At 54.3% G+C, this 14723-nt stretch carries 19 protein-coding genes, 1 tRNA gene and 1 pseudogene; 11 read left to right on the forward strand and 10 right to left on the reverse strand.

Annotation, left to right across the window (positions count from 1 at the left end; translation table 11 throughout):
• Positions 1-680: 680 nt before the first annotated feature.
• Entirely contained in the window at positions 681-2345 is a 1665-nt protein-coding gene (locus DXY37_RS01085) for a hypothetical protein (protein WP_115124978.1), read from the forward strand.
• Positions 2346-2433: 88 nt separating this feature from the next.
• Here DXY37_RS01085 and DXY37_RS01090 read toward each other — a convergent pair whose 3' ends face one another.
• Positions 2434-2643 (reverse strand): hypothetical protein, encoded by a 210-nt coding sequence (locus DXY37_RS01090; RefSeq protein ID WP_115125158.1) that lies wholly within the window; start codon positions 2641-2643, stop codon positions 2434-2436.
• 143 nt (positions 2644-2786) lie between these two features.
• Here DXY37_RS01090 and clpB point away from each other — a divergent pair, with 143 nt between their 5' ends.
• Entirely contained in the window at positions 2787-5402 is a 2616-nt protein-coding gene (gene clpB / locus DXY37_RS01095; RefSeq protein WP_115124979.1) for an ATP-dependent chaperone ClpB, read from the forward strand.
• Here the strand turns inward: clpB and DXY37_RS01100 are convergent, their stop codons facing one another.
• Positions 5403-5891, reverse strand: a complete 489-nt coding sequence (locus DXY37_RS01100; RefSeq protein ID WP_115124980.1) for a 6-carboxytetrahydropterin synthase — start codon at positions 5889-5891, stop codon at positions 5403-5405.
• 68 nt (positions 5892-5959) lie between these two features.
• Here DXY37_RS01100 and hisIE point away from each other — a divergent pair, with 68 nt between their 5' ends.
• Positions 5960-6628: a bifunctional phosphoribosyl-AMP cyclohydrolase/phosphoribosyl-ATP diphosphatase HisIE gene (gene hisIE, locus DXY37_RS01105; protein ID WP_115124981.1), complete on the forward strand. Its 669-nt coding sequence runs from the start codon at positions 5960-5962 to the stop codon at positions 6626-6628.
• A gap of 16 nt (positions 6629-6644) precedes the next feature.
• Here hisIE and DXY37_RS01110 read toward each other — a convergent pair whose 3' ends face one another.
• From DXY37_RS01110 to DXY37_RS01120, 3 genes are all read right to left on the reverse strand, one after another.
• Entirely contained in the window at positions 6645-7292 is a 648-nt protein-coding gene (locus DXY37_RS01110; protein WP_115124982.1) for a L,D-transpeptidase, read from the reverse strand.
• A gap of 117 nt (positions 7293-7409) precedes the next feature.
• The gene (locus DXY37_RS01115) at positions 7410-8021 is read right to left on the reverse strand and encodes a peptidase (RefSeq protein ID WP_371637747.1); all 612 of its coding nucleotides are present in this window, start codon (positions 8019-8021) and stop codon (positions 7410-7412) included.
• 54 nt (positions 8022-8075) lie between these two features.
• Positions 8076-8567 carry a DUF2214 family protein gene (locus DXY37_RS01120; protein ID WP_115124984.1) on the reverse strand — a complete coding sequence of 164 codons (492 nt, stop codon included), beginning with the start codon at positions 8565-8567 and terminating at the stop codon, positions 8076-8078.
• Positions 8568-8809: 242 nt separating this feature from the next.
• On the opposite strand from DXY37_RS01120, the gene DXY37_RS01125 reads away from it, so the two are divergent.
• From DXY37_RS01125 to DXY37_RS01145, 5 genes are all read left to right on the forward strand, one after another.
• On the forward strand, positions 8810-9736 hold the full coding sequence (locus DXY37_RS01125) for a sigma-70 family RNA polymerase sigma factor (RefSeq protein WP_067092967.1): 927 nt from the start codon (positions 8810-8812) through the stop codon (positions 9734-9736).
• Positions 9737-9835: 99 nt separating this feature from the next.
• A complete protein-coding gene (locus tag DXY37_RS01130) occupies positions 9836-10237 on the forward strand; it encodes a YkvA family protein (RefSeq protein WP_115124985.1) in 402 nt (133 codons plus the stop codon).
• A complete protein-coding gene (locus DXY37_RS01135; RefSeq protein WP_115124986.1) occupies positions 10234-10569 on the forward strand; it encodes a hypothetical protein in 336 nt (111 codons plus the stop codon). Before DXY37_RS01130 ends, DXY37_RS01135 begins: the two co-directional genes overlap by 4 nt.
• Before the next feature lie 41 nt (positions 10570-10610).
• On the forward strand, positions 10611-10865 hold the full coding sequence (locus DXY37_RS01140; RefSeq protein WP_082824968.1) for a hypothetical protein: 255 nt from the start codon (positions 10611-10613) through the stop codon (positions 10863-10865).
• 5 nt (positions 10866-10870) lie between these two features.
• The gene (locus tag DXY37_RS01145) at positions 10871-11428 is read left to right on the forward strand and encodes a phosphate-starvation-inducible PsiE family protein (protein WP_244276765.1); all 558 of its coding nucleotides are present in this window, start codon (positions 10871-10873) and stop codon (positions 11426-11428) included.
• On the opposite strand, the pseudogene DXY37_RS01150 reads toward DXY37_RS01145, so the two are convergent.
• A pseudogene (locus DXY37_RS01150) lies at positions 11391-12008 on the reverse strand (Nif11 domain/cupin domain-containing protein); the annotation flags it as partial. The gene DXY37_RS01145 and the pseudogene DXY37_RS01150 overlap by 38 nt on opposite strands.
• Here DXY37_RS01150 and DXY37_RS01155 point away from each other — a divergent pair.
• The gene (locus DXY37_RS01155) at positions 11938-12270 is read left to right on the forward strand and encodes a c-type cytochrome (RefSeq protein ID WP_115124987.1); all 333 of its coding nucleotides are present in this window, start codon (positions 11938-11940) and stop codon (positions 12268-12270) included. The pseudogene DXY37_RS01150 and the gene DXY37_RS01155 sit on opposite strands and share 71 nt — an antisense overlap.
• On the opposite strand, the gene DXY37_RS01160 is transcribed toward DXY37_RS01155, so the two are convergent.
• Positions 12246-12515 (reverse strand): YciI family protein, encoded by a 270-nt coding sequence (locus DXY37_RS01160; protein WP_115124988.1) that lies wholly within the window; start codon positions 12513-12515, stop codon positions 12246-12248. The genes DXY37_RS01155 and DXY37_RS01160 overlap by 25 nt on opposite strands.
• Before the next feature lie 93 nt (positions 12516-12608).
• Here DXY37_RS01160 and DXY37_RS01165 point away from each other — a divergent pair, with 93 nt between their 5' ends.
• Complete coding sequence (locus tag DXY37_RS01165; protein WP_114991946.1) at positions 12609-12977, forward strand: AbrB family transcriptional regulator; 369 nt, start codon at positions 12609-12611, stop codon at positions 12975-12977.
• Between the two features lie 3 nt (positions 12978-12980).
• Here the strand turns inward: DXY37_RS01165 and trpA are convergent, their stop codons facing one another.
• The 3 genes from trpA to DXY37_RS01180 are packed head-to-tail and all read right to left on the reverse strand — an operon-like array spanning position 12981 to position 14420.
• Positions 12981-13787 carry a tryptophan synthase subunit alpha gene (trpA, locus tag DXY37_RS01170; protein ID WP_115124989.1) on the reverse strand — a complete coding sequence of 269 codons (807 nt, stop codon included), beginning with the start codon at positions 13785-13787 and terminating at the stop codon, positions 12981-12983.
• Between the two features lie 45 nt (positions 13788-13832).
• Positions 13833-14171, reverse strand: a complete 339-nt coding sequence (locus tag DXY37_RS01175; protein ID WP_067092961.1) for a DUF3007 family protein — start codon at positions 14169-14171, stop codon at positions 13833-13835.
• Between the two features lie 3 nt (positions 14172-14174).
• Positions 14175-14420 carry an NAD(P)H-quinone oxidoreductase subunit L gene (locus tag DXY37_RS01180; RefSeq protein ID WP_067092960.1) on the reverse strand — a complete coding sequence of 82 codons (246 nt, stop codon included), beginning with the start codon at positions 14418-14420 and terminating at the stop codon, positions 14175-14177.
• A 61-nt stretch (positions 14421-14481) separates the two neighbouring features.
• On the opposite strand from DXY37_RS01180, the gene DXY37_RS01185 reads away from it, so the two are divergent.
• A tRNA-Leu gene (locus tag DXY37_RS01185) sits at positions 14482-14570 on the forward strand.
• Positions 14571-14723 lie beyond the last annotated feature (153 nt).

Here is a 14723-nt window from a genome sequence, read left to right on the forward strand (position 1 = left end):
AGCTTCAGTCTGCAGCAGTTTCACATTGAGAGGCAAGGGCTGCTAATCAGTGGTCACTGTGGCTTGGCCGACCACTAATACTCGTGTATTCAACGAGAAACCTGCACAAACTTGTACTTATCAGACCGATCGTGCTGCCACCAGCACAGCCAGATAGAGATCTTCGTCAACCTCCCGGATTTCGTATTAATACTCTTGTCAGAGAATGGGATCTCAGGAGGTCGTGAAACTTTCTTAGACCTTCTAAAGATTTTAGGACCATTTTCTGCGGCTAGGAGAGACTTTAAAACTGATGAGAACCTTTGCCATGAGTCAAGAGCACACTTCATGACATGCAGTTATGCATATTAATCACAAAAGGCCTGCTCTTACGAACCAATATTTCGCCTCATTTTGAATTTATCTTTAGCCTGCACGAGTCTTATTCAGGAAGTCAGTAGCAAAAGCTTTTCGAGAGTGATTCACATCTGATGCCCCAAACCTTACACTCCCAGTAATCCATAAAGTATGGCTACTTAGTTAACGCATAGTCCTCGACCTGACGCAGCAGAAGGGCTTAACCCGTTGATTAGCCGGCCTAAATCGAAAAAAGGCTTTCCCTGGAATTAAAGACATGCCAAGCAAACCTTTTTATACACTCGAACTAAGCACGCTATCGTCGAAGCAATTGACGCAAAAAAATGCGCCGTGCGCTGATAATTCTTTGGTCAGCATCAATTGTTGGAATTTTAATAAGGCTTTTTCGCGCTGGCTCTGACATTGGCACATACGACCAAGACATAGACACTTTTATATACATGGGCTCACAATTACTGGGCGGAAAGCTTATCTATGTCGATTTTTTTGACCCGAAGCTTCCAACAGTACAGTACTTATTCGCGCCTATAGCATTACTTAAAAGTATAACATTGCATCGCTGGATTTCTTTTACCTACAACATCGCGGGCTCAATTTTGATCGGCCTAAGCATAAAAAATCTCTTTAAGTCCGATTTACTCCTTAAACCCAAACACCCCAATATTGCAATTACTGGGGCAAGTATTTTATTTCTACTACTATCTCAAAAGCTCATAGGCGGCCTCAGCGGCCAACTCCATACTTACTCCAATACCTTCTTAGCATTAGCATTCTTTTTCGCTTCCTTTGCCGCGACAAGAAAAGAAAAACAAACAGATTTAAATGCATCCATCCGAAAGAGTTGGAAATATTTCATCGCATGGACACTAGCAGGATTCTCAACTTGCATCGCCATAAGTATTCGGCCCAACATCGTATTTCCGTGCATGCTTACTGGTGTGTTTGTTGCAAGCATGCACTTCGTCAAGTACAAAAGAATCCCCGGAAAAGCAATTGTTTCTTTTTTAATTGGATGCTTCATCTCAGTGATTTCAATCTTTGCTCCTTATCTATTTATAGAGAACGGCTTTTCAATAGCTTGGCACGGATCTATTGAAGCACCACTTCAATGGATTAGCACCAATCCCGAAAGAAACCCAAGCTTCTCAAAAGCACTTTTTTTCATAATGAATGCATCGGCAGCGGGTGTGTGCGGGTGGATGCTTTTTGCTGCAGCTTTACCAGGAATATGGATTTTCAGCACCAAACGATTAAAGAGTAGAAAACAACAATTGAACATTTTACCCATCGCATCAGTAATTTATATTATTGGTCTTTCATATTCGCTCACTCAAAAAAATCTTTGGTGGCACTATCAACTCATGGGGGTTTTGCCCATTACAATTTTTGGAGTGATTGGTCTGATTTCCCTTGATTCAACAGGCAAAAGATCAACGAAAAGATTGTCCGCCGGATTAGCCCTAACATTCTCAATCATCTTTGCATACAACATCTTAATCCCTGAGGTTCGTGGCATGGTGAACAATGGGTTTCAGGACAATTCCAGCGAAAGCCAAAAAGTAGTCGTTCAGGAATACAATAAAGTTCTTGAATTTATCAAAAGCCTTCCGGAGGAAGATCGTCAATTCACTTCACCTGCAAACTTTCGACTGCACTGGGAGACTGGCATTATGGCAACCACTGTAGGAGCCCATCCAAGATGGTCGCTTCACGCCTATGACATGAAAAAAAATCCAACGACAAGCATTTTAAAGTTAGCAACTTCTGAAAAGCTGGCTTGCCAACAACTAACTGATACGGCTAATCGGTACCTGATCTTCGACGAGACTAATTCCAAAACAGCAACAAGAGATCTCTTTGACAAATGCTTGCTCGCTTCGGACGACTCATGGCTGGACATATCGCAAAAAATTGGACTAACCACCGAATCGATAAGCGTTTACCAGAGAATTCCAAACAACAGCAAACAAGGCCAACCAAATAAATGAAAAGAGGCACAAATGCATAGATTCCGCCAAATCAACCTCTTGTCAATAATTATTTAATGCAATAATTGTAGGCGATGACACAAAATAGTCATTTTTTACGAGCCGCCGTCAGTACAGCCAGATAGAGATCTTCTTCAACCTCCCGGATGTCGTACTCGGAGGGCATGGCGCCGTGATGATGTTCATGAACAACGGTCCAGCACATCCTCTCCAGGTCCGAGGGCGACGGTCCATAAAGCTCTCGAACTCTGGCCACCAGTGTCGTGACCAGAGTCGGGTTCACAGGGGTTCCATCCACCTTGATCACTGCATGATTCGGTGGACCCTACCGATCCGGATCGGTTGACCGCATGCTGGCGTGCAGACCGAACCAACTGGATCGGTTCCCCCTGGCTCGAGCGGGGATAAGACCCATACGGTGACAGCAGTTCCAACGGACTCATGCAACCCACGGCCGAACAATTCACTGAGAAGGCCTGGGCCGCGATCCTCTCGGCCCAGAACCTGGCCCAGAAGCGACGCCATCAGCAACTGGAGACCGAACATCTGATGCTGGCACTCCTCGAACAGGACGGACTGGCCAGTCGCATTCTCGAAAAAGCCGGTGTGACGCCATCCGCTCTTCAGAGCAACCTGGAAGCCCATCTCAGTCAGCAACCGGCACTGCAGTCTCCGCCGGAATCCGTTTACCTGGGTAAAGGTCTTAATGCCCTGCTGGATCGTTCCGAATCTCTCAAGCAGGGGTACGGAGACAGCTATATCTCCATCGAACACCTGCTGCTCGCTTTAGCAGAGGATTCCCGCTGTGGACAACGCCTGCTCAGTCAGGTGGGTGCCGACGCCAAAGCCCTGAAAACCGCCATTGATGCCGTGCGCGGCAGCCAGACCGTGACCGACCAAAACCCAGAAGCAACCTACGAATCACTGGAAAAATACGGACGTGATCTCACGGCGGCAGCCCGCGACGGCAAGCTTGATCCTGTGATCGGCCGCGACGAGGAGATCCGCCGCACCATTCAGATCCTCAGCCGCAGAACCAAGAACAACCCTGTATTGATCGGCGAACCGGGCGTCGGCAAAACCGCCATTGTCGAAGGCCTGGCTCAGCGCATCGTCAACGGCGATGTTCCTCAGGCGCTGCAGAACCGTCAGCTCATCGCCCTCGACATGGGAGCCCTGATCGCGGGGGCCAAATATCGCGGCGAATTCGAGGAACGGCTCAAAGCGGTTCTCAAGGAGGTCACCGACTCCGAAGGACAGATTGTTCTGTTCATCGATGAGATTCACACGGTGGTTGGGGCCGGCGCCACAGGTGGCGCCATGGATGCCAGCAACTTGCTCAAACCGATGCTGGCTCGAGGCGAACTTCGCTGCATCGGCGCCACAACACTCGACGAACATCGTCAGCACATCGAAAAGGATCCAGCTCTTGAGCGTCGCTTCCAGCAGGTGCTTGTAGACCAACCCACGGTGGAGGACACGATCTCGATCCTGCGCGGGCTGAAAGAACGCTACGAAGTGCACCACGGTGTTCGCATTGCCGACAGTGCACTGGTGGCTGCCGCAGTGCTCAGCAGCCGCTACATCGCCGACCGCTTTCTGCCGGATAAGGCCATCGATCTGGTGGATGAATCCGCCGCGCGACTGAAGATGGAGATCACCTCCAAACCGGAGGAGATCGATGAAATCGATCGCAAGATCCTCCAACTTGAGATGGAGAAACTCTCGCTCGGCCGAGAATCCGATGCCGCCAGCCAGGAGCGGCTGGAGAAGCTCGAGCGGGAACTCGCGGAACTCTCAGAGCAGCAGAGCACTCTTAATGCTCAATGGCAGCAGGAGAAGGGAGCGATTGATGAGCTCTCCAACCTCAAGGAGGAGATCGAGCGTGTGCAGCTGCAGGTGGACCAGGCCAAGCGCAGTTATGACCTCAACAAGGCAGCTGAGCTTGAGTACGGAACACTGGCCACACTGCAGAAGCAGCTGGCAGAGAAAGAGGCCTCACTGAGCGAAGACGACGACAACGGTCAGGAGAAGTCGCTCCTGCGTGAGGAGGTCACCGAAGACGACATCGCTGAGGTGATCGCCAAATGGACCGGGATTCCTGTGGCCAAGCTTGTGCAATCGGAGATGGCCAAGCTGCTCGGGCTTGAGAACCAACTTCACGAGCGCGTGGTGGGTCAACAGCAGGCCGTCACCGCCGTCGCCGATGCGATTCAGCGTTCACGCGCCGGGCTCAGTGATCCCCACAGACCGATCGCCAGTTTCCTGTTCCTCGGTCCCACCGGTGTGGGCAAAACCGAACTGTCCAAGGCCTTGGCAGCACAGCTGTTTGACAGTGAAGACGCGATGGTTCGCATCGACATGAGTGAATACATGGAGAAGCACACGGTCAGTCGTCTGATAGGTGCTCCTCCTGGATACGTCGGCTACGAGGCGGGAGGACAGCTCACTGAAGCTGTGCGCCGTCGCCCTTACGCCGTGATCCTCTTCGACGAAGTGGAAAAAGCGCACCCCGACGTGTTCAACGTGATGCTGCAGATCCTGGATGACGGTCGCGTCACCGACGGTCAGGGCAGAACCGTGGATTTCACCAATGCCGTGCTGATCCTCACCAGCAACATCGGCAGCCAGTCGATCCTGGATCTCGGCGGCGATGACGGGCAGCACGACGAAATGGAACGGCGGGTGAATGACGCCCTTCGCGGTCATTTCCGTCCTGAATTCCTCAATCGGCTCGATGATCAGATCATCTTCCACAGCCTGCGCAGAGACGAACTACGCAAGATCGTGAGTCTGCAGGTGAACCGCCTGCGTCAACGTCTCATGGAGCGCAAGCTCGGTCTGAGCATCAGCGACAACGCCACCGATTGGCTTGCCAATGCTGGATATGACCCGGTGTACGGCGCCCGTCCTCTCAAGCGTGCCATCCAGCGTGAACTGGAAACACCAATTGCCAAAGCAATTCTGGCCGGACGTTACGGCGACGGAGATGACGTCACTGTGGATGTGCAGCCGACCAGCGGCAGCGAAGAGCAACTGAAACTGGTGCTGAGCTGATCACTGACCCGATTGGTTCGCAGTGCCGAACCAATCGGGCAAAGCCTCATAACAAGCGCCATTGGCCTGGTTCTCACGCGCCTCCACTTTCCAGCAGCAGCTGCGGCCGGCATCACGTTCTTGCAACAGGGTGTTGGCCCAGCCCCACACCAACCGCGCAGTGGCTTCCATCCCAACGTTGTCCATCACCCGCAGATCCAGAGCACCTCGCTCATGCAGGGTCTGCCATTGCTGCATCAACGGATCATCAGCATTCACCAAAAAGGTGTGATCGAACTGGTGACTGAGCTGCTTCTCCAGGGGCCTGAGACTGGAGAAATCCACCACAAACCCACATGGGTCGAGGTGGGTCGCGGCGAACCACACGGTGAAGCTGCGGCTGTAACCGTGGACAAATCGACAATGTCCTGGATGCTGCCACTGTCGATGGCAACAGGGATACCCCTCGAAATGCTTGCTGCAGGTGTGACCAGCGGAGGGCAGAGGCATCGGGCGGAGAAGAGGGACGGCACTGCGGCAGGATTCTTCCTGTCTACATCTGCAGCACACGCAGACCGATGCAGCCCCTCACCTCAGCCTTCATTGATCAGCTCCGTTTCAATGATGCGGGCCTGATCCCCGCGATCGCCCAGGACTGGCTGGATGGTGCCGTGCTGATGGTGGCCTGGATGAACAGGCACTCCATCGACCTCACCCTGAGCAGCGGTGAGGTCCATTACTGGAGCCGCTCGCGCAAAGAGCTTTGGCACAAGGGAGCCACCAGCGGCCACACCCAGAAAGTGAGAAGCATCCGTTACGACTGTGATGCGGATGTGATTTTGATCTCGATCGAACAGACCGGTGATGTGGCCTGCCACACCGGCGCTCGCAGCTGCTTCTACGAAGACAGCGACCAGCGTGCCCCGGGCGGAGCTGACGCGCTTCCGCCTCCGGCGGATGCCTGCACGGAGTTGATGCGCGTGATCGAAGGCCGCCGAGATCACCCGGAGGAAGGCAGCTACACAAACAAACTGCTGAAGGGAGGTGACAACAGCATCCTCAAAAAAATCGGGGAGGAGAGTGCGGAATTTGTGATGGCTTGCAAGGACGACAACGCCGACGAGATCGCTGGAGAAGCGGCCGACATCCTCTTCCATCTGCAAGTGGCCCTAGCCCATCACGATGTGAGCTGGCGCCAAGTGCAGGAAATCCTGGCGGCCAGGCGTGGAGCCCCGCGCAGACATTGATCAAGATGGACGGGGATCAAGGTGTGCAGGGAGACTCAGAACTGATCACAACTTCATCTCCAAGCTGCACCGTTTTGAGCAGGTCAGTCATCACCTTCTGATCCACGTTGATGCAGCCACCGGTGATCGACTGCCCCACCCGGCTGGGATCGTTAGTGCCATGAATCGCGAAGCTATACCAACGGAATTTGCCGTCGTAAGTGTTGAAACGGAACGGCTGAGGCGTCGCAGGCACAGGCGCCAGGCTGATGTATCCATCGCCGTACTCCCCCTTTTCACCATCACCCTTGAAATCGATGGAACTCATGTTGCGAAAGAGGTTCTCGCGCAGATAGGTCTCAGTCTTTCCGGACTCCTTGACCAAAGCGGGATCCATCACAAAGCGATCCTCACTGAGGATTGCGTTCACGCGAAAGGTGCCCAACGGAGTCCAGCCCTCTTCAAACGTTGTTCCAGCGCAGGCGATACCGTTGCGGCCGTAGCCAACCTTGAAGCGACGCTCTTCCCGTCCCTGATTGAGCTCTCCCGTGCTGGCGGAGGGATCGGCAGCATCCAACTGAATGCGAATGCTGTCTTTGGAGGTCCGTCCGTCTCTGGAAAGAGGGCCTGAGGGTCCACATCCGGCAACCGAAACGAGCACAACGCTCATGAGCAGTGAACGCATCAGGCTGCGTGAGCACAGCAAGGTCGCAATCCCCAAGTCCAGCAATCGATGACTGCTGGCAGCATGCCGAGTTTTGAGCGGCCTGTCAGAAGCTTGAAGCGTGCATCAAAAGCATCATCATTGCTCTGCGGCATCGGCAGGATTGAAGGGCTCACCGAAACGGCTGGGCTGGTCACGCAACCAGTTCAGCGTGCTGCGATCCCCGGCGGATGGAGCGAGCACAGGCGAGGCTCCTTGCACCGGAGCAAGGGCATCAGACGGATCAACGCTGTGCCCCCAGAGACCAAAGGCATGGCCCAACTCATGCAGCGCAGTGGCCTGCAGGGACTGCGCCCTCAGCTCTGGCGAGACCAGCACAGTCACGCCTGGTTCCAGTCGCCAGATGTCTGCGCGACGCACTTCCAGCAGTTGCAGCACAGCACGACCATTACTGGCTCTCCAGCCCCCCGCCAGCTTGCGCCGCGCCGGCCGACGGCGTTCCACCCGAATGTGAGCACGGTTGCGATCACTCACCCGCGTGATCGGCAACAGAGGCATCCATTGATCCAAAGCAGCATCAATGGCATTCAGCCAGCGTCGCTCCCATCGATCCGCCAGCTCACCAGCAGCAGGCTGGACCCAGACACACCAGCGAGGCAGAGATGGAATCCCGAAAGCCGTGGTCGCCAAACGTGCCCCATATCCAGGTGCTGTTTCGGCAGCCGCAGCAGTGAAGGGCTGACCATCCAACTTGCGAACTTGCTGAACTGGTGGACAGGGGTCATCAAGCATCGAACTCGTTACTCAAGCAGCGGGAAGACCAACACCCCTGGCCATCAGTGTGGCGAGCATCGGAACAAGGGCAAATCCCACCAGCTCCACATTGATGATCCAGCCAAGACGGGCTGCTAGCGCCTCGCCCACCTTCGGCAACTCGCCCTTGCGCAGCGGAAGTGCCCAGAGGATGTAGGTGACAGTGGGATAGAGCGACAGCCCTCCCACACTCAGATAAAGGCCGACTTTCCACCAAAACAGGGGGTTTTCGGTGTAAAACTCGCTGCCCTGACCGAAATAGAGCACCCGCAGAATTCCAGTCACCAGAAGAGCCAGTGCTGCAATTCCGTAAATGATGTCGGTGATCACCATGGCCGTGGCAGTCCTGCGATCCGGGTCAGGACGAATCAGCCGCCGCTCCACCACCAATGCTGCGAAGCAGAGCATGAAGCTCAGGTAGTGGACGTAAGCCACTCCAGCACTCTTGGCAATCTCCGGAGTCAGCGCAGAGGCCAGCAACATGAGCTCGAATCATTTGTTGCTGGCGACAGTAGCGGCTGAGAGGAAGCCTGCGTCGCTTTCACGGGGAAGGCCTGCACAACCAATTCAAGGCAAATATGAAGCGAAACGAATCACACTATGAACAAAACTTGAATTCGGTACAAATTCAGAATTACGTCTGAAATGTGAATTCCGCAGTCTTCATTACACGCACCAAATAAAAAGGCTTTCGCCCTAGGTTCAATAAACCTGGCAACCATGTGATGGTGAGTTCACTGAGTGCATTTCTAGGCGAAATCGGCAGACATCAACTATTGACTCCTGAACAGGAGTTAACGATGGGGCGCAAAGTTCAAGCGATGGTTGCTCTGAACGAGCGCTGTCAGCTTGCCGGCGGAAGTGGACCCGCATGTGTTTACAACGATGAAGAGAAGCGGACGATTAAGCGGGGAGAAAGAGCAAAAAATCAGATGATCACGTCCAACCTCAGGTTGGTCGTGAATCTTGCGAAGCGATACCAGGGCAAGGGGCTTGACCTACTGGATCTGATTCAGGAAGGCACCCTTGGACTCACACGCGCCGTCGAAAAATACGACCCAACGCGTGGTCACCGTTTTTCCACCTATGCCTACTGGTGGATTCGTCAGGGGTTGAACCGCGCTCTTTCAACGCAGAGCCGCACCATTCGTATTCCCGTGAATGTGAATGAAAAACTCACCAAACTTCGTGCTGCCAAGGCTCGACTGATGCAGAGCAATGGCTTGCCTCCAACATCAGAACAACTGGCGGAGTCGATGCAAATCTCCCTCAGCGAAGTGGAAGATCTGCTGGGTTGTGAATTACGCAGTGTGACGGTCAGCCTTCAGGGGGTCGTGAAGTCAAAATCTGATCCTTCAGAGCTGGTTGACGTTCTCCCTAGCGATGAAATTCCACCGATGGAACGGGCGGAAATCGCTGAAAGGACAGCTTCGGCCTGGAAGCTATTGGACAAATCCAATCTCACGCCCAAAGAACGGACGGTCGTGATGCTGAGATTCGGCCTCGATGGCAGCCATGAATGGCGCACATTGGCTGAAGTAGCCAGGCACATGAACTGCAGCCGTGAGTACTGCCGCCAAGTGGTGCAACGCGCCCTGCGCAAACTGCGCAAAACCGGCATCCAACACGGCCTTGTCGAGATGAGCGTCTGAACGGGAACCCACCCCCGGAGATTCGGCTTACCTCATGGCAGATTTGCCTGGAGGGGTGAGATTCTTAAGGCTGACCGCGTAACCGCCATCGCCATCGCCATGACATCGAGCTCCACTTCAGGCACCACGGAGTTCAACGCCGGGTTCAACGGTGAGGTAGTGGATGCCGAAGTGCTCGACAGTGAAGTCATCGATGAGTCTGCCTTTCGGCAACTGCTGAAGCGGGCTGGACGATCGATTGCTCGCCCAGCCCTTGAAGCGCTGGAGATGATGCTTGATCCGGCAACGCCTCCTCAAGCCAGGTTCACCCTGCTGGCAGCGCTCACTTACCTTCTCGTCCCCACAGACCTCATCCCGGATCTGTTGCCGGTGGCTGGTTTCAGTGATGACCTGGTGGCCATCACCGCAGTCATGGGTCTGTGCCGGAATCACATCACTCCCGAGATCAGGCAACGGGCGCAACGCAAACTGGATCAATGGTTCCCGATCCACCGCCCATGAGCCGCTGGTCACGTGACTTAGAGGACGACCTTGCAGCACTGCTGAAGGACTGGCTCAAGCAGCAAGGGCGTACCCAGTCGGACCTCCGCCGCAGCCTCAGAGCGACATCCACCCGGATGCCAGCCCTGATGGAAGTACTGCAAAGAGAGCATGTCCTTGGGGGCATGCCTCGATTAGCAGCCCGGCTCTGCTCGATCGAAGCTGAGTGGGCCGCTGATCCAGGAGCACCTGCGCATGAGAGTTCAGGCTCCAGCCCCGCTCAGACCAATGCCGATCCCTTCGGTCAGTTGGATCTGCTGCTGAGAGAAATTAGAGACGACTGCACCGGCTGAACACGATCGCAGGCAACATGGGGATATCGATTTGATTCTCCATGGCATCCGTCCCGCAACGACTGCTCGGCGTCAGCCTCCTCACCGCTGTCAGCGTGACGCTTCCTCAAGCCGCGATGGCTCAATCAGAGGTCTGGTTGCTGGGCCCCAACAGCCGCACCGGTGAACAAAGCACCGTGGTTCCCACCGACTGCGTCGAAGCAGCGGATGGATCGATCACCTGCAACACCAAGATCGAGAATCCCCCTGGCGACACACCCGCCAAGCCTTACTTCAACCCGTTCAGCAGCAACTGAGCACAGTGATTCAATCCCGCCGCAAACGTCGAAGTTTCCTGCAATGGGTTGATGCGGGTGAAAAGCAGGTCGCCATCCTGCTCACCGCAATCACTGCTGTTGTGATCGCGGCTTCGATCGTGCAGCTCACAATCCGGGTTGCGTTGTCGCTGATCACCAATGAACAGGATTCCTACTGGCTCGGTGATGGTCTGATTCGCATCCTTGGCGATCTGCTGACCGTACTCATCGCCCTTGAAGTGCTGCAGAACATCACCAGTTACCTGCGTCGCCATGTCGTGCAGATCGAACTGGTGCTAGTCACCGCACTCACAGCCGTAGCCAGAAAAGTCATTGTGCTGCCCAAAGGTGCGGAAGATAAGCCTCAGCTATTGATCGGCCTTGGTGTCTCCGCTATCGCGTTGGCGGGGGCTTACTGGCTCGTCAAACGATCGAATGAACCCGATACTCGCCCGGACTCTCATTCCAGTAGAGAGCGAGCCATACCGTTCCAGGATCAGCATCCGTCCTCTCAACCCGATGACGCCGACCGGCTGGAAGCATCAGCTGATCCCCAACGCTGAGTTCAATCCATTCCTCTGGATCTTCAAGACGCAGGCGAGCGCTCCCTTTCAACAGGGTGAGCCACTCATTCTCTGTCTGTTGATACCAGAAACCATCAGGACTGCGCGATCCATTGGAGCTGATTCTCATCAGCCTCCAATCCCGGCCTGAACACAACTCCTCCTCGGATTCCTGCCCTGAAGCTGAAGGTGCCTCCGCCAGCAGATTCGATCGACGTGGCCACTCAACACTCGGCTCTCCCCAGCGTCGGCCGATGCTGTATCCCCAAGACCGAGCGAGTTGCACAACCGCATTGTGATCAGAGCATGAGGCCAACTGACGACGTCGTTCCGGATTAGCGTCAAGACTTCTGACTAATGCGTTGAGCTGTTGAACCTTCAACAGAAAACGCTGGAGATCCTCTTCTGCCATCAGATCAGGAACAACTGTTGTGATCCTGACAACCCGCAGATTCAGATCAAGCCATTGGCTTGCACCAAGGCAGACTGAAATCACCGGCTGATTGACGATGAGAACTCTGCTGGCAGGGGCCCTGATGCTGATCACACTGCTTTGGCAGAGTTCAAGCGCCTGGGGCATGAGTGGATCAGGAGCGCAACTATTTGATCTGCATTGCGCTGGATGTCATCCCAACGGTGGCAACATCATTCGTCGAGGACGAACACTAAAGCTCAAGGCTCTCGAAAAACGAGAGCTCAACAATGCTCAAGCGATCGCGCAGATTGCCCGTGAAGGGGTTGGCCAAATGAGCGGTTATGCCGATGTTCTCGGAGAAGGGAATGACGTCGTAGTTGCCGACTGGATCTGGCAGCAGGCTCAGAATGCCTGGATCCAGGGATAAACATCCAGATGAGTCCAGATTCCCTCTCGCCAATAGACATCTGCTTCAAGCAGAGCTCGCACAGTTGATTCACTGTCGGACTCAAAGACTGCGAAAACGTGTGTACTGCCAACAGTCGGTCCGAGAGTGATCAATGTCCCACTTTCCTTGAGGGCTTTAAGCCGCTCGAGATGCTCATCGCGAAACGGAGCTCTTTTTTCCAATGCGTTGTCGCAATAAGTCCCCCAGAGAACGAAGCGGGCCATAGTTTCACCTCCGGTTAAAAAAATCTGCGCCGAATGGTTGACGCATACTGCACATTAAGCGCTATGTTCAGAAGGTAGATTGTTTTTATGATGATGCTCACTGGTGCTGAACTCCTTGCAAAGGTCAAGGATTTAGGTGACGTCTCCAAGACAGACCTGGCTACTGCCTGTGGGTATGTCTCAAAAAAGAAGGATGGTTCTGATCGCGTTAACTTCACAGCTTTCTATGAAGCTCTTCTCAATGCCAAGGGCATTGAACTTGGCGGTGGTTCCGCTGGTATTGGCAAGGGTGGTCGCAAGCTTTCCTACGTTGCAACTGTCCAAGGAAACGGCAACTTGTTGATCGGCAAGGCTTACACCGCAATGCTTGATCTCAAGCCTGGTGATGAGTTCGAGATCAAGCTGGGTCGCAAACAGATCCGCCTCGTTCCCGTTGGTGGCACAGACGAAGACGAAGAGTGATTTTCAGCCGGCTGCTGCACGCAGTTCACGGCAAAATTCACCTGCTTCCGCCGCTGCGCAACCCTGTTGTGCAGCGGCGATTCTTTTGACTAACGCACTGCCAACAATGGCTCCATCGGCGCCCCATGCCCTCACCTGACGGACCTGCTCAGGACCGGAGATTCCAAATCCCACAGCAACAGGACCGGCTTCACATCGCTTCAGAGAAGTAACTAATTGGCCGACACGTTCTTGAAGACTTGATCGTTCTCCGGTGACACCCGTCACAGAAACCAAATAGGTGAATCCACGGCTGGAAGCAGCAATGCGCTCCATCCGCTGTTCAGGTGTCGTGGGGGCCACAAGCAAAACAAGATCAAGGCCATGTTGTGCTGCAAGTGGAGACAAACGTTCCGCTTCCTCAAGGGGGAGATCAGGCACAACCAACCCAGAAACACCAGCGGCGGCAGCTTCAGAAAAAAAGCGTTCCGCGCCTCGATTCAGCAGTGGGTTGCTGTAGGTGAACAGCACAACCGGCATGGTGAGTTGTTCACGTAATCCACTCAACATCTCCAGCACTTTTGCCGGAGTTGTGTTTTGTTCAAGAGCTCGGTGAGCTGCAGCCTGGATCACTGGTCCATCCGCCAGAGGATCGCTGTAAGGAATACCAAGCTCCACCACATCAGCTCCATGGTTCTGAAGACTGATCAATACTTCAGCTGTGCTCTTCAAATCAGGATCACCAGCCATCACAAAAGGCATCAGTGCCAGACGCTGCTCACTGGCGGTCTTCACAAAGACCTCTGCAATGCGTGAGGACAGCTCTGCCACGGATTCTGAAACTGTGATGCAGGCGAGCCTAAAGGTCGACTGAAACTACTCAGAGGCCTGAGTGGTCTCCTCTTCAGCAATGGAGGCCATCAGTGCCTGCTGCTGCTCGGGAGTCATGGCATCAAACCGCTCCTGCAGCTGTTGAGCGGTGAGCTGGTCGTAACCGCTGCGATAGCGACGGCGTTGCTGCATGTAGGTCATCCGCCCCGTCACCACTCTGAACAGATAGGAGCTGGTCCAAATCACCACAACCACAACCAGAAGCGCCTCAGCGGCAATACCCGCAGAAAACCCCTCTAATCCAAGAGCTTCAAACAGCCAGTAGCCCAAACCACCAGCCAGCAGAAGGCCAAGGCCAAGTTTCAGGACACCGGCACGCGTCAAGGGTCAGACCTCACCCTGACCGCTGAAGCGGAGATTAAGGAATGGAGCAAACACAATCAATCCAGGAAAAAACAGGAACACCAGGGAATAGATCCCCAAACGCTCGTATTTACCCATCACGGTCCAGCGACGTGTCATCCAGGCATAAAGCAGGAGAGGGACGACTACCAGGTAGGCACCACCCAGAGCCACATAGGCTCCGATCACGAGCAAGGTATCCAGGGAAACCGCGTTGAGGAGAGTCTCCATGGTTTGCAAAATGGGCCTTCTGGGGGGAATCTAGAATGCCATCACGGTGCCGGTGGGTCGTGGGGGCGTGGCGGAATCGGTAGACGCACGCGACTTAAAATCGTTTGGGATGAAAATCCTGTGGGGGTTCAAGTCCCCCCGCCCCCACCACCGGCAGTGAAAGAAGTCATTTCGTCATGGGCATTCCAGATCACCCTCATTCACTTCGCAAACATGAGGGTGTTTCGTTCATATCAACTTCGGCGATCTCCAACGCACAGCTGGGCGAAGAATCTGCAAGACTCATGCGTTGAGCTGATCCAA

This window comes from Synechococcus sp. GEYO, assembly GCF_900473955.1.
Taxonomy (GTDB): Bacteria; Cyanobacteriota; Cyanobacteriia; order PCC-6307; family Cyanobiaceae; genus Synechococcus_C.